This is a genomic window from Streptomyces sp. NBC_00212 (genome assembly GCF_045206365.1).
Classification (GTDB): domain Bacteria; phylum Actinomycetota; class Actinomycetes; order Streptomycetales; family Streptomycetaceae; genus Streptomyces.
On the sequence record NZ_CP108115.1, the window covers coordinates 4,749,507 to 4,770,653 of the forward strand.

A 21,147-nucleotide genomic window follows, 5' to 3' on the forward strand; every position below is an offset into this window, starting at 1 on the left:
CCAGAGTAGGCAAAGGGCCGGGACGCAAAAGTTATGCGGCAGGTAAAGGGGTTCGCTTCGCGGCTGCCTGAACCTCCCGGTCCGTTCACATGCGACTCATAGCTTCACCGCCATGACACACAAGGCAATGAAGGTGCTCGCGGTGTTCGCGGCGGCCTCCGCGGTCGCCGCGGGCTCGGCCGTCACCGCCAGCTCCGCACCCCAGCACGGCGGTCACGGCGGCGGTCGCGAGATACGCAACGTCATCTACCTGCTCGGCGACGGCATGGGCCGCACCCACGTCACCGCGGGACGCGAGCGCTACTACGGCGCCCAGGGCAAGCTGAACATGGAGCGCCTGCCCTACACCGGCGCGGTCGCCACGTACGCCGTCGAGAAGGGCGGCGACCAGCCGGCCCTGGTGACGGACTCGGCGAGCGCCGCCACCGCCTGGGCCTCGGGCGTCAAGACGTACAACGCCGCGATCGGCGTGGACAGTTACGAGAAGAAGCGCGCCACGCTCATGGAGCAGGCCAAGGCGGCCGGCTTCGCCACCGGCAACGTCTCGACCGCCGAGATCACCGACGCCACGCCCGCCGCCCAGTTCAGCCACGCGCTGCTGCGCGGCTGCCAGGGGCCGACGTACTCGGACGCGGCCTGCCTGCCGAAGAACGCCGACGGCAGCTATGAGAAGGCGCCCGCCGACAAGACGCTGATCACGCCGATCGCCGAGCAGATCGCCCGCAACGGCACCGCCGACGTGGTGCTCGGCGGCGGTCTCGCCCGCTTCGAGCCGGACGACCAGAAGGCGCTCCAGGCGCAGGGCTATCAGGTGCTCGGTTCGTTCGGCGACCCGAAGCTGGCCGCGCAGACCGCCGATTCGCAGCAGGTCGCCACCAAGGCGGACCTCGACAAGGCGCGCGGCAAGAAGGTCGTCGGGCTCTTCAACCGCGGCAACCTGACCGTCGAGCAGGCGAAGGCGTCCCTGCCCGCGGGCGCCCCGCAGAAGCAGGAGCCGACGCTCGCCGAGATGGCGAAGAAGTCGATCGACCTGCTCGACGGCCGCTCGAAGAAGGGCTTCTTCCTCCAGGTCGAGGGCGCCCAGATCGACAAGCGCTCGCACGCGAACGACGCCGCCCAGACGCTCGCCGAGGTCAAGGCGTTCGACGACGCGGTGAAGGCGGCCACCGACTTCGCGAAGAGGGACGGCCACACGCTGGTCGTCGTCACCGCGGACCACGAGTGCGCGGGCTTCAACATCATCGAGAAGGGCACGTACACCAACGCCGAGTCGGCGGCGCCCCCGGCGAACACGGACGCGGGCAACCCGGCGAACAACTCCCGTCCCTCGCGGGCCACTTCGGGCGCCAAGGACCCGGCCCGCTCGTCCGGCATCGTGAACGGCGCGGGCGCGGGCGACGCCAAGAACTTCGGCCCGGCGACCTTCCGCACCCCGGACGACCCGAAGGGCGTCAAGGACGGCAGCCCCGAGGCGAGCCTGTGGCTGACGTACCTGTCCGGTAACCACACCGGCGCGGACGTCCCGATCTTCGCGTACGGCCCGGGCGCCGACCGCTTCGCGGCCAGCCAGCTCAACACCGACCTGTACGGGAAGATGTACGGCTCGCTGTTCGGCCGCTCGCCCCGCGGCTGACCCCGCCCGCCGATGAGGGGCCGGGGGCAGGCAGCCCCCGGCCCCGTTCACCGCAGTACGCGCAGGAGCAGGAGTACCCACCCATGAGACGCATCGCCCCGGCCGTCCTGGCCGCCCTCACGCTCGCCCTGGCCACGGCCTGCGGCGGCGGATCCGGCGGGAGCGGGGCCGAGGACGCCCCGGTCCCCGTCCCCTCGGTGAGCTTCGCGGCACCCAAGCAGGCCGCCGCCCCCGCCGCGTACCGGAAGCTGGCGAAGGGTGAAGTGCGCCTGGAACAGGGCCCGTTCACGGACCGCGTGAAGATCACGGGCAGCGCCCTGGCCGCCGGATCCGCCGTGACCGGCCACCTCGCCGTCACCTCGGACGTCAGTGAACTGATCGCCCTGGAGCTGAGCGCCGCCTACTACGACGCGGACGGCAAGCTGCTCGGCACCGGCTCGTTCCAGTACGCGGAGGAGGGCCACGACGACCACGGGGGCGCCCACACCCCGGCCGCCGAAGGCGCCGGCATCGACTTCGAGGTGCGGCCCAAGGCGTCGCTGACCGGCACGCCGACCAGTGCGGTGCTCTCCGTCCCCGTGCTGGTCAACGAGTAGACGAGTAGGGGAGACGAGCGGCGGGCAAGGGAAGCGGGCAACGGGCGGGGAAGTGGCCGGAGTTCAGATCCGGGCGGCCATCGCGTCGAGCTCGTCGTCCATGTCCGGGCCCGCCTTCCAGCTGCCCACGCCGATCTCCGCGGTGATGCCCGGGCCGAAGCCGGCGATCACGCCGCGGGCGCCGTCGTCCATGCCGCCCTCGTCGAAGAGGCGGGCCAGGGCGTCGAAGACCACCGAGCTCGCGATGTTGCCGCGTTCGGTGAGGGTGGTGCGGCTGAAGCGGAACATCTCGGGGCCCAGCTCCAGGAAGTGGCACAGGTCGTCCAGGATGCGGGGGCCGCCCGCGTGGATGATGTAGAAGTCGAGCTCGCCGACCTCCCAACTGTGCTGAGCCACAAGGGACTTGAGGGCCGGGGCGAGCATCTCCATGGTGCCCGGGACCCGCTTGTCGAGCTGGAAGTGGAAGCCCGTCTCGCGCACCGCGTACGAGATCCAGTTCTCGGTGTCCGGCACCAGGTGCGAGCCGTTGCGCTCGATCCGCATGCCGGTGCCGCCCTCGCCGCGCACCACCGCGGACGAGAGGGCGTCCCCGAAGAGGCCGTTGGAGAGCAGCGAGCCGACGCCGATGTCGGTGGGCTGGTAGAGCAGCGAGCAGAACTCGCAGGACACGATCAGCACGTTGGAGCCCGGGTAGGCCGTGATGAAGTCGTGCGCGCGGTTGATCGCGGCGCCGCCCGCCGCGCAGCCCAGCTGGGCGATGGGCAGCTGCCGGGTGTCGCTGCGGAAGCCCATCGTGTTGATCAGCCAGGCGGTCAGCGAGGGCATCATGAAGCCCGTGCACGACACATAGACGATCAGGTCGATGTCGGCGGGCTCGACCCCGGCGTGGGCGAGTGCCTCGCGCACCACCGCGGGTGCCCGTCTCTTCGCCTCGGCCTCGTACACCCGGTTGCGGAACTCGAACCCGGGGTGGGCCAGGGTGTCTTCGAGGGGCTGGACGAGGTGGCGGGTCTTGACGCCGGTGTTCTCGATGAGGCGCAGGACGAGGTCGCGCTGCGGGTGCCCGGCGTGGGTCTCGCGGGCGAGCGCCAGGGTCTGCTCCTGGGTGATGACGTGGTCGGGCACGGCGACCGCCGGTCGGCACAGGGTTGCCATCTAACTTCCCTTCGTTGACGGGTGGTTGGTCACCAGGCGACCGGAAGGCGGAGAGCCTGCCGCCGGATGGAGTGGGTGTGCCACGGCACGCCGGCGGCGCCCACCGCCCGGATTCCGGGGACGCGGGTGACCAGCCGGGCCTCGCCCTCGCCCTACGCCATCCGGACCCGCACGAACCGGCTCCTCGGCCGGCGTCCGCTGGAGCCGCGAGTCGCATGCGAGCGCATCGGCGTAGCCGAGAGGGCAGCTCCACACGGGCTCTGTGGTCTCCACGAGGCGTACTCCGGTGTGTCAGGGACAGGCTGGGGCGGACTAGCCCTGTATCCCCGAATGACGTCATGAACATGTCCGGGTTCACCCGAATTAACCGATTAGAGGGAAAGTGCTGTCGCTCAAGGTGACAAATGCGTCCTGATCAGGATCCGGGGCCTCAGGGCCGGTCTTCCGGACGGACACGGGTACCGCCTGGAGGCACACCGGTACCGGCTCGAACGGCGCCGGTACCGGGCAGCGGAGGCGCCGGTTACGACAGCGGCGTGCGGCAGAACCGGCTGACCACGTGCAGCTCGGCCTCGATGGCCGCGGCCGTGGCGCGCAGCTCGGGCAGCACCTCGGCGAGGCACTCCGGCACGGTGCGCCGCGTGGTGTGCATGGCCACGTTCACGGCCGCCACCGCCCGCCCCCCGGCGTCCCGCACGGGCACGGCGATCGAGCGCAGCCCCTCCTCCAACTCCTCGTCGACCAGCGCGTACTCCTGGTCCGCCACCTGTTCCAGGACCGAGGCCAGCGCGGCCGGGGAGGTGACGGTGTGCGGAGTGAGCGCCGCCAGCTCCGCACGGCCGAGCCGCGCCGCGCGCTCCCCGGCGTCCAGATCGGCGAGCAGCACCCGGCCCATCGAGGCCGCGTACGCGGGGAAGCGGGTGCCCAGGGTGATGTTGACGCTCATGATCCGGGTGGTGGCGACCCGGGCCGTGTACTGGATGGCGTCGCCGTCGAGCACCGCGAGCGACGCCGAGTCGTGCACGGTGCGCACCAGGGCGGCCAGGTGCGGTGCCGCGATGTCGGACAGCGTCGTACGGGACAGGGGCGGGCAGCCGAGGGCCAGGACGCGCGGGGTCAAGCGGAAGGAGCGGCCCTCGGTGGCGACCAAGCCCAGGTGATCCAGGGTGATCAGGGCGCGCCGGGCGGTGGCGCGGGCGAGGCCGGTGGCCTCGGCGACCGCGCTGAGCGTGAGCTCGGCCCGGTCGGCGCCGAACGCGGTCAGCACGGTCAGGCCGCGGGCCAGCGATTCGACGAACTCCGAGCCGAGCTCCTGCTTCGAGGCCGAGGTCCAGGCGGCGAGCGCGTGGGGCCGCGCCGGCGCGGTGTCGAGCGAGGGGGTGTGGTCGCGGGCCAGCTCGGCCTCCATCGCCGAGGCGGCGGCTCGCAGGCGGGGCAGCACGGCCTTCCGTAGCGATGCCGCGCTGTGGCGGCTGGTGTGGCTGACCACGCTGACGGCGCAGACCGGGGTGCCCGCCGGGTCGCGGAGCGGCGCGGCCACGGCGATGAGGCCCGGCTCGATGAGCTGGTCGTCGCTCGCCCAGCTCGCGGTGCGGGCCGCTTCGACGCGCTCCTCGAAATCGTCGGCCGCGGTTCCGGCCGTGGTCCCGGCTCCGGTTCCGGTTTCGGCTTCGGCGGGCGGGGCCGCGGTGAAGGCGAGGCCCGCCGGGTCGGCCGTGCGTCGGTGGTGCCAGGCCCGCCACTGCTCGGGCGTCCAGTGCCCGGCGAACAGGGGGCCCGGCGCGGTGCGTTCGGCCGGGAGGAGGTCGCCGATGCGGAAGGTGAGGGACATCGCTCGGCGCCGGGTGCTCTGGTGGACGAAGCGGATGCCGTCGCCGTCGGGTACGGCCAGGGACACCGACTCGTCCAGTTCCTCGGCCAGTTGGACCGCGTACGGGCCGAGCAGGGCGGGCAGCCGCAGGGCGCCGAGGTAGGCGTTGGCGAGCTCCATCAGGCGCGGGGCGAGCGTCGCGGTGGGCCCGTCGAGGCGCAGGTACCCCATGCGGGCCAGCGTCGCGGCGACCCGGTCGACGGTGGAGCGGGCGAGCCCGGTCACCCGTACCAGCTCGCCGAGGCTGAGCCGCCCGTCGGCGTCACTGAGTGCGCGCAGCACGGCGACCCCGCGCATCAGCGGGCCGACGGCTTCGGCGGGGGCGGTGCTCATGTGGCCTCCGGGAGTGGGGAGTTGAGGCACGGGGATTGAGGCATGGAGGTCGCGACGCGGGGATCGAGACACGGGGTGTTGACGCGTGCGCCGGCTGAACGCACACTCGGGGCGAGCGCAATTCTGAACTCTAGTTCATCTGGCGAACACATAGCGAGAGCTTCACGGGCAGGTGCCGAGCGAGAACGGGCGTGGGCGTTTCCATGGACAGAATGGACAAGGTCGTACGGGTCCCCGCCGACGCGGTGGCCGACATCCCCGACGCGGCCTCCCTCGCGGTCGGCGGCTTCGGCCTCAGCGGGGTGCCGAACGTGCTGATAGCCGCCCTGTACGCGCAGGGCGTCACCGAGTTGAGCGTGGTCTCCAACAACTGCGGGGTGGACGGCGGCGGCCTCGGCGTGCTGCTCGCGGCCGGCCGCATCGCCCGAGTGACCGGCTCCTACATCGGCACCAACAAGGAGTTCGCCCGCCAGTACCTGGGCGGTGAGCTGGAGGTGGAGCTGGTCCCGCAGGGCACCCTCGCCGAGCGCCTGCGGGCGGGCGGCTGCGGCATCCCCGCGTTCTACACCCCGGCGGGGGTCGGTACCCAGGTCGCCGAGGGCGGGCTGCCCCTGCGGTACGGCGCCGGGGGCGAGGTGGCCGTGGCCTCACTGCCCAAGGAGGTGCGCGAGTTCGGCGGGCGCGAGCACGTCCTGGAACACGGCATCACCACGGACTTCGCCCTCGTACGGGCCTGGAAGGGCGACCGGCACGGGAACCTGGTCTTCCGCCGAGCGGCCCGCAACTTCAACCCGCTCGCGGCGATGGCCGGCCGGGTCACGGTGGCCGAGGTCGAACACCTCGTGGAGGCGGGCGGGCTGGACCCGGACGAGGTGCACGTGCCGGGGGTGTTCGTGCAGCGCGTCGTGCCCCTGACGCCAACTCAGGCTGCAGACAAGGGAATTGAGAGACGCACAGTACGGGTGGAGGGGCGCCGGTGAGCGGGTGGACGCGGGAGGATATGGCGGCGCGGGCGGCCGCCGAACTCGGGGACGGCAGCTGTGTGAATCTCGGCATCGGGCTGCCGACCCTGGTCCCAGGTCATCTACCCCCGGGTGTCGCGGTGGTGGTCCACTCGGAGAACGGCATTCTCGGCGTCGGACCGTACCCCCTGGAGGCGGACGTGGACCCGGACCTCGTCAACGCGGGCAAGGAGACGGTGACCGTGCTGCCGGGCGCCGCGTTCTTCGACTCCGCGCTGTCGTTCGGGATGATCCGCGGCGGCCACGTCGACACCGCGATCCTCGGCGCGATGCAGGTGTCGGCGGGCGGCGACCTCGCCAACTGGGCCGTGCCGGGGCGGCTGGTGAAGGGGATGGGCGGCGCGATGGACCTCGTGCACGGGGTGCGCCGCGTGCTCGTGCTGACCGAGCACACCGCGAAGGACGGCACTCCGAAACTCGTGGAGCGCTGCACCCTGCCGCTCACCGGCCGGGCTTGTGTGCACCGGGTCATCACCGATCTGGCCGTGCTCGATGTGCACCCCGACGACGGTTTCGTGCTGGTCGAGACGGCGCCGGGGATCGAGGTGGAGGAGGTGCGCGCGAGAACGGGGGCGTTGGTTCACATCCGTACCGCAGGCGGCGACACCGCGGGAAGCGGTACGGCAGGCGGCGACACCGCAGGCTGCGGTACGGCAGGTGGCGACACCGCAGGCAGCGATTCGGGCTCGGGAGAGGTGGCAGGGCGATGACGCTCACTCAAGGGCAGGTCGGCATGGTCGAGGAGGCGCCCGCACCAGGTGTGGTGGGCCCGTACCGCAGTGGCGCGTTGCGCGAACCGTTGCGGGCGCCGGTCTCCGTGGGCGGGGACCCGGAGGCGGTGGAGCTGTGCGGCCCGGTGTTCGGCGTCACCGAGGTCACGCCGCTCGACGCGGACCTGACCCGCCAGCACGTGGGAGACCCGCACGGAGAGCGGATCACGGTGTCGGGGAGGGTGGTCGACCGCTCTGGGCATCCCGTCCGGGGCCAGCTCGTGGAGATCTGGCAGGCGAACGCGTCCGGTCGCTACGCCCACCGACGCGACCAGCACGCGGCCCCGCTCGACCCGCACTTCACCGGGGCGGGCCGGTGTCTCACGGATGCCGAGGGGCGGTACGCGTTCACGACGATCAAGCCGGGGGCGTACCCCTGGGGCAACGACGAGAACGCGTGGCGTCCGGCACACATCCACTTCTCGCTCTTCGGCCGGGCGTTCACACAGCGCCTGGTCACCCAGATGTACTTCCCGGGCGACCCGCTCCTGGCGTACGACCCGATCCTGCACACGGTCACCGACCAGGCGGCGCGGAACCGGCTCGTGGCGGCGTACGACCCCGAACTGTCCGTCCGTAACTGGGCGTTGGGCTACCGCTGGGACATCGTGCTCGACGGCCCGGCCGCGACGCTGCCCGACCCGGAGGTGACCGCGTGATGCCGGAGCCGGTTGGACTTGACCCGACCCCCTCACAGACGGTCGGCCCCTTCTACGGCTACGCCCTCCCCTTCCCCGGCGGCGAGGAGATCGCGCCGACCGGGCATCCGGCCTCGATCACTGTCCACGGGTACGTGTACGACGGGCGCGGGGAGCCGGTGCCGGACGCGCTCCTGGAATTCTGGCAGGCCGCGCCCGACGGCTCCCGCACGGGCGGGGCCGGCTCGTGGCGCCGGGACCCGGCGAACGGGGCCTTCCTCGGCCGGGACGGCATCGGCTTCACCGGCTTCGGCAGGGTGGCGACGGGCGCGCACGGCCACTGGTCGGTACGCACCCTGCCCCCGCCGCCGGCCGCGCCCTACCTCGCGGTGTGCCTGTTCGCGCGGGGCCTGTCGCGCCACCTCTTCACCCGGGCGTACGTCGAAGGGCTGGGCGGGGAAGGGGAGTTGAAGGGGCTTGCGGGGGAGCAGGGGGAGACGATGCTGGCCCGGAGGGAGGGCGAGCGAGCCGGGCTGTTCCGCTTCGACATCCACTTGCAGGGGGAGAGGGAGACGGTTTTCCTTGACTTCCAGTGAGGTGCCTTCGAGTGACGCGCCTTTGAGTGACATGGCTTCCCGTACCAAGGGTTCCAGTGACGTGCCTTCGAGGGACGCGTCTTCGTACGGGGGCGGGGATGTCGGCCTGCTGACCCCGGTGAGTGCGGGGAGCCCGGCCGAGGGGGCGACGGGTGACGCGGCGGTGCTGCGGGCGATGCTCGACGCGGAGGCGGCGCTGACCAGGGCGCAGGCGGGGATCGGGGCGGTGCCGGGGCGGGCGGCGGAAGCCGTCACGAAGGCGGCGGGTTCCGTCGGGTTCGACGCGCGGGGGCTGGCCCTGCGGGCCGGGGCGGGCGGCAATCCGGTGATCCCCCTCGTGACGGACCTGAGGGCGGCGGTGGCGGAACTCTCGCCCGGGGATGAGGAGTTCGTCCACCGGGGTGCCACCAGCCAGGACATCCTGGACACCGCGCTGATGCTGGTCGCCGCCCGCACCCTCGACCTGATCGGGGTCGACCTGGCGGCGACGGCCGCGACCCTGGCCCCCCTCGCCGATCGGCACCGGGCGACCGTGATGGCGGCCCGCACCCTGACCCGGCATGCGGTCCCGACGACGTTCGGCCTGAAGGCGGCGGGCTGGCGCTCCCTGGTCCTCGACGCACACGACCGTGTCGTACGGGTCCGGTCCACCCTCCCCGTACAACTGGGCGGCGCGGCGGGAACGCTGGCGGCCTTCGAGGCGTACGGGATGGAGGGGGAGGCGCTGGTGAGCGCCTTCGCCGCCGAACTGGGCTTGTGCGCACCGGAGTTGCCGTGGCACGTGCTGCGTACACCGGTGGCGGATCTGGCCGGGGCGCTGGCGTTCTGCGCCGGGGCGCTGGGGAAGGTGGCGGCGGACGTACTGGTGCTGTCCCGCACGGAGGTGGGGGAGGTGGCCGAGGGCACGGGCGGGATTTCCTCCGCGATGCCGCACAAGAGGAACCCGGTGCGGTCCGTGCTGCTGGCCTCGGCGGCCCGGCAAGTACCGGCACTGGCGTCGACCCTGTACGCCTCGATGGCCGCGGAGGACGAACGCCCCCCGGGTGCGTGGCACGCGGAGTGGTCGCCACTGCGGGAGGCCCTGCGGCTGTGCGGGGGCGCGGCGCGAGGGGCGGCGGTGCTGTGCGGGGAACTGTCGGTGTTCCCCGCACGGATGCGGAGCAACTTGGCGCAGGGGGAGTTGGGAAAGCTGGGCGAGGCTGCGGGGGGTGTGGGGGCGGCGGAGGCGATGGTCGCCCGAGCGCTGAGGAGGGGGGCGCTGGCGGCGCCCCCGGAGGACGTTCGCCCACCCGCCCACCCGTGACGGGAGCTGAAAAGGCTGAACCCTGAGGGCTCCGCCCCCGCCCGCACCCACACCCACCCCCGGGAGGCCCCATGCTGAACCACTGCCTAACCCCCGCCCTAACCCCCGCCGCCCCCACACTCGTACTGGCCCCCTCCCTGGGCACCACCCCGGCCCTCTGGGAGCCCCAACTCCACGCACTGACCGCACACTTCAACATCCTCCGCTGGGACCTGCCGGGCCACGGCAACTCCCCCGCATGGGACCCACCCCCGCCGCGGCCCACCCTCGAAACCCTGGGCGCCCTCCTCCTGAGTCTCCTCGAAGAGCTCCGCATAGACACCTTCAGCTATGCCGGAATCTCCCTGGGCGGAGCCATCGGCACCTGGCTGGCCGCCCACCACCCCGACCGCGTCGAATCCCTCGCACTCCTCTGCACCTCCGCCCACTTCGGCCCGCCCGAACCCTGGCGGGAGAGGGCGGACACCGTACGCACCAAGGGAATCGGCGAGGTCGCCGACAGCGCGCCGAACCGCTGGCTCAGCCCCGCGTTCGACGCCCCGGGGCGCCTCCTCGCCGACCACCACCGTGTGGACCCCGAGTCGTACGCCGCCTGCTGCGAGATCCTCGCCGGGCTCGACCTGCGCCCGGAACTGGCCCGTATCACCGCCCCCACCCTGGTGATCGCGGGCCGGAACGACGTATCCACCCCGCCCTCCCACGCCCGCGAACTCGCCGACGGCATCCGGAATGCCCAGCTCCTCGAACTCCCCCGAGCCGCCCACTTGGCCAACCTGGAGCAGCCCGAGGCAGTGACCGACGCCCTGCTCAGCCATTTCGCAGGCACAGGCACAGGCACAGGCACAGGCACAGGCACAGGCACAGGCACAGGCACAGGCACAGGCACAGGCACAGGCATCCGCACCGCCGCCGGCCCCCGTACCCACCCCGACCCGCTCAGACGAGTCGGCGAGGCCACCCGCCGCTCGGTCCTGGGCAACGCCCACGTAGACCGAGCAACAGCCCGCACCACCCCCTTCACCGCCCGCTTCCAGGACTTCATCACCCGCTACGCCTGGGGCGAGATCTGGGGCGGCGGCACCCTGGACCGGCGCACCCGCAGCGCCATCACGCTCACCGCACTCGTCGCGGGCGGCCACAAGGACGAGTTGGCGCTGCACGTACGGGGCGCCCTGCGCAACGGCCTGAGCCCCGACGAGATCGGCGAAGTACTGCTCCAGTGCGCCGTGTACTGCTCCGTCCCCGCCGCCAACGCCGCCTTCGCCGTCGCGGAACGGGCGATCAGCGAGTACGCGGCCGACACTGACGAGAAGGACAGCTGAAATGCCCCCCAGCGTCCCCACCCCCACCTTCACCCCCACTCCCACCCACACCACCATCGGCATCATCGGCGCAGGCCCCGCCGGACTCCTCCTGGCCCGCCTCCTGCACAACGCCGGAATCGACTGCGTCGTCCTGGAGAGCCACGACCGCGCGTACATCGAGCAACGTCAGCGCGCCGGCATCCTCGAACAGACCACCGTGGACGTTCTACGGGCCGCCGGCTCGGGCGAGCGCATGGACCGCGAGGGGCTGCCCCACGGCGGCATCGAGCTCCGCCACGACCGCCGCTCCCACCGCATCGACTTCCCGTCCCTCACCGGCGGCCGCCGAGTGATGGTCTACGCGCAGACCGAGATGGTGAAGGACCTGGTGGCCCTGCAACTGGCAGCCGGTGCCCCGCTGCTCTTCGATTCGGAGGTGACGGGAATCGAAGGCGTTCGCGACACGAACGCCACTGCCACCGAGGCTGGCACCACGGCTGGCACCGCGACCACGGCTGGCACCGCGACCGCGCCCGGCACCGGCACCGTGACCGGAACCCCGACCGCCGCCGCGACCGGCACCAGTACCCGCACCAGCACCCGCACCCGCCCCACCACCGAGACGCCCACCATCCACTACCGCCGCCACCCCGACCGCAGGCCCGCCACCCTCACCTGCGACTACATAGTCGGCTGCGACGGCTTCCACGGCATCGCCCGAAACGCCGTCCCCGCCGAGCTCCGCAGAACGTACGAGCGCACCTACCCCTACTCCTGGCTCGGCATCCTCGCCCAAGCCCCGCCCGCGTACGACGAGTTGATCTACGCCCACTCCTCGCGCGGCTTCGCGCTCGCCAGCATGCGCTCGCCCACCGTCAGCCGGCTCTACCTCCAGGTCCCCAACGGCACCGACCCCGCCGACTGGCCGGACGTCCGCATCTGGGACGAGCTCGACTCACGCCTGGCAACCGACGCCGACCCGGCCTGGAAACTGGAACGCGGCCCCGTCGTCGCCAAATCCGTTCTCCCCATGCGGAGTTGGGTCATGGAACCCATGCGGTACGGGCGGCTCCTGCTGGCCGGGGACGCGGCGCACATCGTGCCGCCGACCGGCGCCAAGGGCCTGAACCTCGCCGTGGCCGACGTCGTCGTGCTGGCCCGCGCGCTGGTCCAGCGGCACGTCACCGGCTCGACGGAGCTCCTCGACGCCTACTCCGAGACGTGCCTGCGCCGGGTCTGGCGCGCCGAGCACTTCTCGTACACCATGACCGAGCTGCTCCACGCGGACCCGGCGCACTCCGCGTTCGAGACCCGGCTCCAGCTGTCCCAGCTCGACCGCATCGCCCACTCGCGGCACGCGGCCGCCGAGCTCGCCGAGAACTACACGGGCCTGCCGATCGCCCCGCCCTCGCCGTACGCGAGCTGATCGGCCGCCTCGCCCGCGCCGCCGCACGCACGCAGCCGGATCTGAGTGATCCCGCTGATGTAGCGCGCCCCGCACCGGTCCGACGGAACCACCAACTGCGCGCCCAGAGCGTCCAGTTGGACCCCGTCGAGGGCGGTGGCGAGCAGCACCGGCGAGTCGCCGAAGTCCTCGTCGATCTCGGCCCAGGACAGCACCGTGGCGTGCCCGTCCTCGCCGGTGACCTCCAGGAGGAAGCGGGACCGGTCCTTGCGGCGGGCCGGATCGAACCCGGGCCCCGCCGCCGTGATCACCTCGCGCAGCAGCGGGCCCGTGAAGGTGTGGGCACGCGGGCCGCTCGTCGCGCAGTCGAAGGTGACCGCCGCCGTCCGCTGTGCCCACCGCTCGCGCAGCTCGGCCACGCTCAGCCGGACCGGCCGGTCGACCGCACCCACCACCGCCATGTGCCGATCCGCCACGCGTTTATGAGTCATGTACGAGATTATGGCTCGCATATGCTGTTTTGCATCAGGGCGTGCGAACGCGAAGTCGGCCGGGGCCGCTGCGGTCAGAACCGCCCCTCCAGCTCACGCGCCCGCAGCCCCGCCTGGAACCGGGAAGTGGCCCCAAGGGCGGCCATCAGCTCGGCGACCCGCCTGCGATACGTACGCAGCGACATCCCGAGCAGGCGCGCGGCCGACTCGTCGGTGTGCCCGCCGCCCAGCATCCGCAGGATCCGCCGCGCCTCCGCGTCCAGCTCCGCGGGCCGTCGGCGCAGGTGGTCGTCGAGGTCCGGGGACGACTCCCAGGCGGCGTGGATCAGCGACCTGAGCCCCGCGACGACGTCGGGCGTGCGGATCACCGTGTACGTGCGCGTACCGCAGCCGGGGGCACCCGCGAGGATCGCGATGCGCCGGTCCAGGACGATGGTCTCCTGGGCGAGCGGCGCCGAGCAGATCCGGATGTGCGCCCCGCCGGCGGCCATCCTGGTGAGCCGCCGCTCGGCCCGCGCGTCGGGCAGGGCCTGCGGGGTGTAGAGCTTGCGCAGGGTGACCCCGCCGGGCTCCGTGGCGGGGCGCAGCCCGGCGGCGAAGGCGGTGCGTACCCCGTTCGACCAGGTACCCGGGTCGGCGGCGGCCACCAGGAACTCGTGCCGCGCCCCCGCGAACAGATGCCCGGCCCGGTCGATGAGCGCCCGCTCGCCGTGGAGCGTCACGATCTGTTGGTCGTCCATGATCTGGCCAGTGTGGGCCGCCCGCCGGACCGGGTCAACGCGCGCCGGGACCGCCGGGACCGCCGGGAACACCCGGCTCCCTGCCACGGCGCTCAGGGGCTGGGAACTCCCGGCCCCTTCCCTCATCCGACCTGTTCCGTGAGCGCCCGTGACCTGCCACGCTATTGCGATGACAGAGGTGTTCTTGCGGCGGCTGTCCCGATGGCAGGCCGAGCAGCAACGGGAATCCGTCGCGGACCTGTACGTAGCGGCGTACGAAGGTGTCGAGGACGCGGAGTCGCTGGGCCGGCAGGGGTTCCTGCGCCGCTTCGCGGAGGACGTGCAGCGCCCGGGCTTCGACATGATCATCGCGGGGGATCCGTTCCTGGTCGGCTGCGCGTACGGCTACCCGCCGGGGCGTGAGGGCGAGTGGTGGCACGGCTTCCGAGGTGCGGAGACCGACGGCGACGAGGAACTGGCCACCGCCGACCGGGTGTTCGCGCTGGCGGAACTCATGGTGCTCCCCTCCCGCCGGCGCAGGGGCATCGCGACCCGCCTCCAGCAAAGACTCCTGGAACGCCAGGAGGCCGACGTGCTCACGACCCTGATCGCCCCCACCAACACCCCGGCGGCAGCGGCGTACGCGGCCTGGGGCTGGACCAGAACCCCCCGCCCGGCGACGACCACGACCACGCTGGACGCCTGGAGCCGCCGCCCGACGGGGTGAGGCCCCGGGGCGGTTCACTCTCCGGCTTGTCCAGCCTTGGCGGCCTGCAAGGAAGCCAGGAACGCGGGGGTGGAACACCCGTACTTCTTGGTGAGATTGAGGGCGGAATCGAGCAGGATCTGGCGCAGGCGCGGTTCGATGTACGTGACGTCGAAGTTGTGCTGGACATTGAGCTGCGGAGCCGGCTGCACCACGAGTTCCACGTTTGTGCCCGGGCGCCCCATGCGCCCGGCACAGGAATCGGGAAGCCACACCCAGGCTGCCCACAGGGTGGTGCGGCCCGCACGCTCGACGGCCTACGCACGACCGCCTGCTGCCGGAATGGCAGCCGCACCCCCTGAGCGAACCCCGAGCCCGGCCTCATCCCCCCACCTCCCGAAACGCCTCCCCCAGCGCCAGCAGGCTCTGGGTCAGGCCCGAGCACGTCACCGTGGCGTAGCTCAGGACCAGGGCGGGGGGACGGGTCGTGTCGGACAGGGTGTAGAAGGCGCCTCCTCGGGTGAGGACCGAGCGTTGGCGGGCGGCGCGGAGCAGGGGCGCTTCGGCTATGTGGGGCGGGAGTTGGACGTATGCCTGGAGGCCGCTGTCGCCTCCGGTCAGGCGCGCGCCGGGCAGGCAGGCCTCCACCTGGCGGCGGACGGTCTGGCGGCGGCGGTGCAGTTCCGTACGGAGCTGGCGCTGGTGGCGGTCCAGCGCGCCCGTGTCGATGAAGCGGGTGAACGCCAGCTGCTCCAGGCCCGAGCAGCCGATGTCCCAGCCCGCCCGGACGTACTCCACCGACGCCATCAGCTCCGACGGCGCCGCCAGCCAGCCGAGCCGCAGCGCGGGGGCCAGCGTCTTGCTCGCGCTGCCCGCGTACACGACCCGGTCCGGGGCCAGGCTCTGCAGGGCCGGCAGCCGGTCGGAGCGGTGCAGGAACGCGTTGTCGAAGTCGTCCTCGATGATGTAGCCGCCGACCTCCCGCGCCCAGGCGATCAGCCGTTCCCGGCGCGGCACGCCGAGCCGGACGCCCGTCGGGAACTGGTTGGCCGGGGTCAGCAGGCAGGCCCGTACGCCGCTCTGCTCCAGGAGGTCCACCCGCAGCCCGTCCTCGTCCACCGGGATGCCCACCACCCGCAGCCCCGAGCTCGTGACGAACTCCCGCTCGCCCGGATGCCCCGGGTCCTCCACCGCCAGCCGGGTGTGGCCCCGGTCGAGCAGCACCCGGCAGATCAGGGCCAGGCCCTGGGCGAAGCCGGCGGTGACCATGAGGTCCTCGGGGCGGCTGCGCACCCCCCGCACCCGGCCGAGGTAGCCGGTCAGGACCCGCCGGGTCTGCGGGACGCCGGCCGGCGGGGAGTAGCCGAGCTCCTGGTGGCCTGCGTCGGTGACCACCGCCGTCATGCAGCGGAGCCACTCCTGGCGCGGGAAGTCCACCACGTTGGACGTTCCCGTGCGCAGGTCCCACATCGCCTCGGGCGCCGCCTCCTGGTCGGGCGGCACGAGGGTGGAGCGGGTGTCCGCGGCCCCGGCCCGTTCCGAGACCGTGGTGCCCGAACCGTGCCTGGTCCGCAAATACCCCTCGGCCGACAGCTGTTCATATGCCTCCACCACGACGCTGCGGGACGCCCCTATATCCAGGGCAAGTTGCCGGCTGGACGGGATCCGCGTACCCGGCCATAAAGTTCCGTCCTCAATTAGTTTGCGCAGTGAATTGCGTATCTGAACGGCCAGCGGGATGCGGGATTCACGGTCCAGAGTGAGGGCGAGCTGCAGCGACAAAGTGGTCTCCTCTCCGGAGGCCGAAGTGGTATGGCTGGGTCGGTGCCGCGTTTGATGGAGTCATTGGGCACACACATTCGTCGCCGGGGGAAATCGGCGAGTGGGGGTGGCACGGGGGAGTCCCGCGGACCAGCGGGACATGCGTGACGTGCGGCGCCGGGTCTTCGGCGCGCTGTCGACGTGCTTGCTCATTCCTCGAAGCCCCTACGGTCCAGTCGGATCAGGAAGGCTTTCGACGTGTCCTTGTTGTCAGACCTATCGGCCCTGTCAGACCTGTCAAAAATGTCAGAACTACCAGCGTACGACGGTGAATTGCCTCACTCCGAAGCGGTCGCGAGTATTCCGGTCCCGACCATTCCGGTCCGGGTCGATTCCGAGGAACTTCCGCAGGTCGACGCGCTGAGTCTCTATGAAGCCCTTGCCCGGACCCGGGAACAAGGTGACGTCTATCTCTTCGAAAGCCTCGACGGTCCCGACCAGGACCGCCACTACGCCGCCGTCGGCTACGGCCGCCTCGCCGAACTACGTGTTCACGCCGACCGGCTGGAACTCGTCGCCCCCGGGCCGCTCGGCGACCGGCTCGCCGCCGCGCTCTCGGCAACCACCGGGGAAGCGGGCGCGGTTGCGGACGCGACGGGCGCCACCCGCCGGTGGCCCGTGCGCGAACCCGGCACCGTCTGGCGCGTCCTGCGCGCGGTGCAGGCCCTGTTCGACGTCGACACCGCCGTCCCCACGGGCACCTTCGCCTTCGGCTTCCTCACCACGCTGTCGTACGAGGCGGCCTGGGCGATGGAAGAACTCCCCTCCGGCCAGCCCGAGTCGGGCCTCCCACGCTGCACGCTCACCCTCTTCAAGGACACCGTCTGGTACGACCTGAAGAGCGGCAGGGTTCGCCATCTCGCCGCCGATGGCCCGCAGTTGACGCCAGACGCGGGGCAGGAGCCGCTGCGTACGGTCGTCGACGCGGTACGGGGGCAGGGGGCGACCGGCGCGCACATACCGGAGGCCCCCGTGGCCTCGTCCGTACGCGACACCGTCGACGAGGCCACCTTCATCGAGCGCGCCGAACGCTGCCTCCACCACATCGGCATCGGCGACAGCTATCAGATCCAGATCGGCCATCGGATCGACGTCGAGACCGAGTTGACGCCCCTTGAGGTGTACCAGCGGCTTCGGCACCGCAACCCGTCCCCCTACATGTATCTCGTCCCCTGGGCGGGCCGGACCGTCATCGGCGCCAGCCCCGAGCTGTTCATCCGGGTCGAGGACGACGCCATCTCGATGCGGCCCATCGCAGGAACCGCGCGCCGGGCCGCCGACCCGGCCGAGGACGCCCGCCGGGTGACCGAGCTGCGCGAGAGCGCCAAGGAACAGGCCGAGCACGTCATGCTCGTCGACCTGTGCCGCAACGACATCGGCCGGGTCTGCGAGCCCGGCACGCTCTCCGTCGACACGATGATGGAGGTCGAACCCTTCGCGTACGTCCACCACTTGGTGTCCACCGTGTCCGGCAAGGTCAGGAACGGTACGGACGTGTGGGCGGCGATCTGCGCCACCTTCCCGGCCGGCACCATGACCGGCGCGCCCAAGCTGCGCGCCATGGAGATCATCAACGACATCGAGGACCACCCGCGCGGCATCTACGCCGGGGCCCTCGGCCTGGTCGACGTGCGCGGCTTCGCGGTGCTCGCCCTGTGCATCCGCACCGCCGTCCACGACGGGGTCCGCTACAGCACCCAGGCCTCGGCCGGGATGGTCGCCGACTCCGAACCCGCCGCCGAATGGCGGGAGACGCTGGCCAAGATGAGCGCCACGTACTGGGCGCTGACCGGCGAGGAGCTGCAGAAGTGAAGGTCCTCCTCGTCGACGCGTACGACAGTTTCAGCCACATCATCGACCAGTACCTGCTCAGCCTCGGCGCCCGGACCGAGGTGGTGCGCTCGCGCACCCGCTCCGTGGAGCAGCTCATCGCCTCCGCCCCCGACGCGGTGGTCCTCGGCCCCGGCCCCGGGCACCCGGCGGACTCCGGGCACGTCGAGCTCGTGCACGCCTTCGCCGGGCGGGTGCCGCTGCTCGGCGTCTGCCTCGGACACCAGGCGATCGGGCTCGCGTACGGGGCGAAGATCGCCGTCGCCGAGCGGCTGATGCACGGCAAGACGAGCCCGGTGCGGCACGACGGGCTCGGCGTCTTCGCGGGCGCGGCCCACCCCCTGACCGTCACGCGCTATCACTCGCTGATCGTCACCGAGCCGCCGCCCTCCGCGCTGGCGGTGACGGCGACCTCCGAGGACGACGGGTACGTCATGGGCGTCCGGCACCGGTCGCTGGCCGTCGAGGGGGTGCAGTTCCATCCGGAGAGCGTGATGACAGAGGACGGGATGCGGCTGTTCGGGAACTTCCTGGAGGGGGCGACCGCCGGAACCCGCGGCGCCGTAGCGGGCGCTACCCGCTAGCGCTTCGCGCTGGATGCGGTTATTCGGCTGCGAGCCGGCCGTGGTCCTGGCCGCCCTGCCCCTGACCCGGGACGGGCTTGCGGCTGCCGCGCCCAGCCCCGCGGGGAAGTCCGGCTGAGGGGGGCGGGCCACGGGGCCCGCAAGTGGACTCCTGGTTTTCCCGGGAATTGGCCACAGCCGGGACCCCGCCCGCTCCCTACTGTCGGACCGTCATCAGCGGTCCGCCTGGAAGCAGCCCACGGCACAGCCACGGACACACCGCCACCGAACCGACGGAATCGAAGGAACCCACCTCCATGGAGACCTCCCCCAGCAGGCCCGGCCCCGGCCTCGCCGGCGCCCTCACCGTCACCATCGACGCCCGCCTTTCGGAGCGGGTGCCCGGATACGTGCTCGGTCTGATCGCCGTACCGGACGTCGACGTGGTGCGGGAGTCCCCGGAGGCGGGCGCGCGGCTCACCGCCGCCGAGGACGCGCTGCACGCGGCCCGTCTCAGCAAGGCGGACGTGTCCGCGCTGCCCGCGATCGCCGCCTGGCGGGACGCCTACCGCACGGTCGACGTGAACCCGAACAAGTTCCCCTGCGCCGCCGAGTCGGTCCTGCGCCGGGTGGCCAAGGGCGACCGGCTGCCCCGGATCAACGCCCTGGTCGACCTCTGCAACGCGGTCTCCCTGGACAGCCGGCTGCCCGTCGCGTCCTGCGACGTGGGCGACATCCAGGGCGAGTTGGAGGTCCGGCTCGCGTACGGGAACGAGGTCTTCGCGCCGCTGGGGGCGCCCGACGCCACCGAGAACCCCGACCCGGGCGAGGTCGTCTACGCCGACGGCCAGGGCCGCGCGCACTCGCGGCGCTGGAACTGGCGCCAGGGCGACGTGGTCAAGACCGACACCGGCCGCCACAGGCTGCTGCTCACCGTGGAGTCCGCGCACGAGGGCGGCCGGGCCGTCGTCGACGAGGCCCTGGAGCGGCTCGTCGCGGCACTCACCGAACTCGGCGCCGAGCCGGGACGGCCGCTGGTGCTCGACCGGACCGCGCCGAGCGGGGAACTGTTCACGGCCCCCACGGCCGCGGCCGTCCGCTGATGCCGCCTTCCCACTCCGCCGTGGCCGGACCCGGGCTCGCATCCCGGACTCGTATCTCGTATGAGGAGCACCGCATGAACCCCTCGATCCTGGTGGTCTACCGGCCCGCAGCGGGGCGCTACACCGCCCAGTTCCGCAGTGTCGTCGCGGCCGCCGCCGAGCTCGGCGTGGCCAGTGTGGTGCTGCTGCCCACCGGCTGGGAGGCTCCCGAGGCCGACGGTCTTGCCCAGTACCACGCCGACCTCGACGACACCGCTGCCGTGCGCGCGGCCGTCGACACCATCGTCGCCGAGCACCGCATCGAGCGGATCTTCCCGCTGTTCGAGGGCGACGTCCTGCCCGCGAGCCGGGCCCGCCGGGACCACGGTATCCCCGGCCTCACCCCCGACCAGGCCCTCAACTTCCGCGACAAGAACGTCATGCACCGCAGGGCCGAGGAGCTCGGCGTGCGCGTCGCCCGCTCCTGCCGCCCCGACACCGTCACGGCGGTCGCCGAGTTCGCCGAAGAGGTCGGCTACCCCGTGGTCATCAAGCCGTACGCGGGCTGGGCCTGCGGCAACACCTACCGGGTGGACGGCCGGGCCGAACTCGACCGGATCTGGGGCGAGATGGGGGACGACCGGCACGAATACCGGGTCGAGGAGTTCGTCCGCGGCACCGAGTTCCACGTCGACTCGCTGTTCCAGCGCGGCGAGGCCGTCTTCGAGCAGCTCTCCCAGTACACGTACTCCGTCCTGGAGTACCGCGACGAGCCCGGCGGCACCATCTCCCGCAAGCACGACCTGTCGGCGCGCGAGCAGCGCATCCTGGAGCTCAACGCGGTCGTGCTGCGCGGCTTCGGCCTGAGCACCGGTGTCGTGCACGCCGAGTTCTTCCTCCTGGACGACGGCGAGATCGTCTTCGGCGAGGCGGGCGCGCGGGCCGGCGGCGGCTCGATCGTGCCCGCCATCGAGGCCGGGCGCGGCATCAACCTCGCGGGTGAGTGGTGCCGCCTCGAACTCGACCCCGACCACCGCCCCGCCGCCCGGCTCGGCCCGGAGGTCGGCACCGAGTACCTCTCCTCCAGCGAGTACGGGACGATCACCGCCATCACCTCGGCGGCCGAACTCACCGCTCTGGAAGGCGTGGTGGACGCGGACGTGTGGAAGCACGTCGGCGACGTCCTCGCCCCGCCGACCGCCTCCAACGACGTACTCGGCTGGTACGTGTGCGAGGGCGTCGACTTCGAGGACGTGAAGGCCCGCTTCAAGACCGTGCGCGACAGCTTCCGCGTAGAGACCGAGGCCTAG

The 21,147-nt window shown here is 72.2% G+C and carries 20 protein-coding genes; 14 read left to right on the forward strand and 6 right to left on the reverse strand.

All coding sequences use genetic code 11. The features are described 5' to 3' along the window. Nucleotides 1–112 precede the first annotated feature (112 nt). Together OHA17_RS21860 and OHA17_RS21865 are read left to right on the forward strand one after the other, a co-directional pair. Nucleotides 113–1,633 (forward strand): alkaline phosphatase, encoded by a 1,521-nt coding sequence (locus tag OHA17_RS21860; protein WP_406507996.1) that lies wholly within the window; start codon nucleotides 113–115, stop codon nucleotides 1,631–1,633. Nucleotides 1,634–1,716: 83 nt separating this feature from the next. Further along, nucleotides 1,717–2,229 (forward strand): hypothetical protein, encoded by a 513-nt coding sequence (locus OHA17_RS21865; protein WP_406507997.1) that lies wholly within the window; start codon nucleotides 1,717–1,719, stop codon nucleotides 2,227–2,229. 63 nt (nucleotides 2,230–2,292) lie between these two features. Here OHA17_RS21865 and OHA17_RS21870 read toward each other — a convergent pair whose 3' ends face one another. Together OHA17_RS21870 and OHA17_RS21875 are read right to left on the reverse strand one after the other, a co-directional pair. Beyond that, nucleotides 2,293–3,384, reverse strand: coding sequence for a type III polyketide synthase (locus tag OHA17_RS21870; protein ID WP_406507998.1), 1,092 nt, complete (start codon nucleotides 3,382–3,384; stop codon nucleotides 2,293–2,295). Nucleotides 3,385–3,907: 523 nt separating this feature from the next. Then, nucleotides 3,908–5,587: an IclR family transcriptional regulator C-terminal domain-containing protein gene (locus tag OHA17_RS21875; RefSeq protein ID WP_406507999.1), complete on the reverse strand. Its 1,680-nt coding sequence runs from the start codon at nucleotides 5,585–5,587 to the stop codon at nucleotides 3,908–3,910. Nucleotides 5,588–5,799: 212 nt separating this feature from the next. Here OHA17_RS21875 and OHA17_RS21880 point away from each other — a divergent pair, with 212 nt between their 5' ends. From OHA17_RS21880 to OHA17_RS21910, 7 genes are all read left to right on the forward strand, one after another. Continuing rightward, on the forward strand, nucleotides 5,800–6,567 hold the full coding sequence (locus OHA17_RS21880; protein WP_406508000.1) for a CoA transferase subunit A: 768 nt from the start codon (nucleotides 5,800–5,802) through the stop codon (nucleotides 6,565–6,567). Beyond that, nucleotides 6,564–7,319, forward strand: a complete 756-nt coding sequence (locus OHA17_RS21885) for a 3-oxoacid CoA-transferase subunit B (protein WP_406508001.1) — start codon at nucleotides 6,564–6,566, stop codon at nucleotides 7,317–7,319. The genes OHA17_RS21880 and OHA17_RS21885 overlap by 4 nt, the downstream gene beginning before the upstream one ends. Then, the gene (gene pcaH, locus OHA17_RS21890; RefSeq protein ID WP_406508002.1) at nucleotides 7,316–8,038 is read left to right on the forward strand and encodes a protocatechuate 3,4-dioxygenase subunit beta; all 723 of its coding nucleotides are present in this window, start codon (nucleotides 7,316–7,318) and stop codon (nucleotides 8,036–8,038) included. The genes OHA17_RS21885 and pcaH overlap by 4 nt, the downstream gene beginning before the upstream one ends. Next, the gene (locus tag OHA17_RS21895; RefSeq protein WP_406508003.1) at nucleotides 8,038–8,613 is read left to right on the forward strand and encodes a protocatechuate 3,4-dioxygenase subunit alpha; all 576 of its coding nucleotides are present in this window, start codon (nucleotides 8,038–8,040) and stop codon (nucleotides 8,611–8,613) included. Before pcaH ends, OHA17_RS21895 begins: the two co-directional genes overlap by 1 nt. Nucleotides 8,614–8,674: 61 nt before the next feature. Further along, a complete protein-coding gene (gene pcaB / locus OHA17_RS21900) occupies nucleotides 8,675–9,916 on the forward strand; it encodes a 3-carboxy-cis,cis-muconate cycloisomerase (protein WP_406508004.1) in 1,242 nt (413 codons plus the stop codon). Nucleotides 9,917–9,987: 71 nt separating this feature from the next. Further along, complete coding sequence (locus OHA17_RS21905) at nucleotides 9,988–11,238, forward strand: alpha/beta fold hydrolase (RefSeq protein ID WP_406508005.1); 1,251 nt, start codon at nucleotides 9,988–9,990, stop codon at nucleotides 11,236–11,238. 1 nt (nucleotide 11,239) lies between these two features. Continuing rightward, nucleotides 11,240–12,646: a 4-hydroxybenzoate 3-monooxygenase gene (locus OHA17_RS21910; RefSeq protein WP_406508006.1), complete on the forward strand. Its 1,407-nt coding sequence runs from the start codon at nucleotides 11,240–11,242 to the stop codon at nucleotides 12,644–12,646. On the opposite strand, the gene OHA17_RS21915 is transcribed toward OHA17_RS21910, so the two are convergent. Both OHA17_RS21915 and OHA17_RS21920 read right to left on the reverse strand, forming a co-directional pair. Then, nucleotides 12,601–13,116: a molybdopterin-dependent oxidoreductase gene (locus tag OHA17_RS21915; RefSeq protein WP_398878740.1), complete on the reverse strand. Its 516-nt coding sequence runs from the start codon at nucleotides 13,114–13,116 to the stop codon at nucleotides 12,601–12,603. The genes OHA17_RS21910 and OHA17_RS21915 overlap by 46 nt on opposite strands. A gap of 74 nt (nucleotides 13,117–13,190) precedes the next feature. Continuing rightward, the gene (locus OHA17_RS21920; protein ID WP_406508007.1) at nucleotides 13,191–13,856 is read right to left on the reverse strand and encodes a DNA-binding response regulator; all 666 of its coding nucleotides are present in this window, start codon (nucleotides 13,854–13,856) and stop codon (nucleotides 13,191–13,193) included. Nucleotides 13,857–14,025: 169 nt separating this feature from the next. Here OHA17_RS21920 and OHA17_RS21925 point away from each other — a divergent pair, with 169 nt between their 5' ends. Further along, on the forward strand, nucleotides 14,026–14,562 hold the full coding sequence (locus tag OHA17_RS21925) for a GNAT family N-acetyltransferase (RefSeq protein ID WP_406508008.1): 537 nt from the start codon (nucleotides 14,026–14,028) through the stop codon (nucleotides 14,560–14,562). 14 nt (nucleotides 14,563–14,576) lie between these two features. Here OHA17_RS21925 and OHA17_RS21930 read toward each other — a convergent pair whose 3' ends face one another. Together OHA17_RS21930 and OHA17_RS21935 are read right to left on the reverse strand one after the other, a co-directional pair. Then, nucleotides 14,577–14,756: a hypothetical protein gene (locus OHA17_RS21930; RefSeq protein WP_406508009.1), complete on the reverse strand. Its 180-nt coding sequence runs from the start codon at nucleotides 14,754–14,756 to the stop codon at nucleotides 14,577–14,579. A 166-nt stretch (nucleotides 14,757–14,922) separates the two neighbouring features. Beyond that, on the reverse strand, nucleotides 14,923–16,323 hold the full coding sequence (locus OHA17_RS21935; RefSeq protein ID WP_406508010.1) for a PLP-dependent aminotransferase family protein: 1,401 nt from the start codon (nucleotides 16,321–16,323) through the stop codon (nucleotides 14,923–14,925). Nucleotides 16,324–16,635: 312 nt separating this feature from the next. On the opposite strand from OHA17_RS21935, the gene OHA17_RS21940 reads away from it, so the two are divergent. From OHA17_RS21940 to OHA17_RS21955, 4 genes are all read left to right on the forward strand, one after another. Beyond that, nucleotides 16,636–18,174 (forward strand): anthranilate synthase component I family protein, encoded by a 1,539-nt coding sequence (locus OHA17_RS21940; protein WP_406508011.1) that lies wholly within the window; start codon nucleotides 16,636–16,638, stop codon nucleotides 18,172–18,174. Next, a complete protein-coding gene (locus OHA17_RS21945; RefSeq protein ID WP_406508012.1) occupies nucleotides 18,171–18,776 on the forward strand; it encodes an anthranilate synthase component II in 606 nt (201 codons plus the stop codon). Before OHA17_RS21940 ends, OHA17_RS21945 begins: the two co-directional genes overlap by 4 nt. Nucleotides 18,777–19,072: 296 nt before the next feature. Then, nucleotides 19,073–19,858 (forward strand): B3/4 domain-containing protein, encoded by a 786-nt coding sequence (locus OHA17_RS21950; RefSeq protein ID WP_406508013.1) that lies wholly within the window; start codon nucleotides 19,073–19,075, stop codon nucleotides 19,856–19,858. Between the two features lie 74 nt (nucleotides 19,859–19,932). Next, nucleotides 19,933–21,147, forward strand: a complete 1,215-nt coding sequence (locus OHA17_RS21955; protein WP_406508014.1) for an ATP-grasp domain-containing protein — start codon at nucleotides 19,933–19,935, stop codon at nucleotides 21,145–21,147.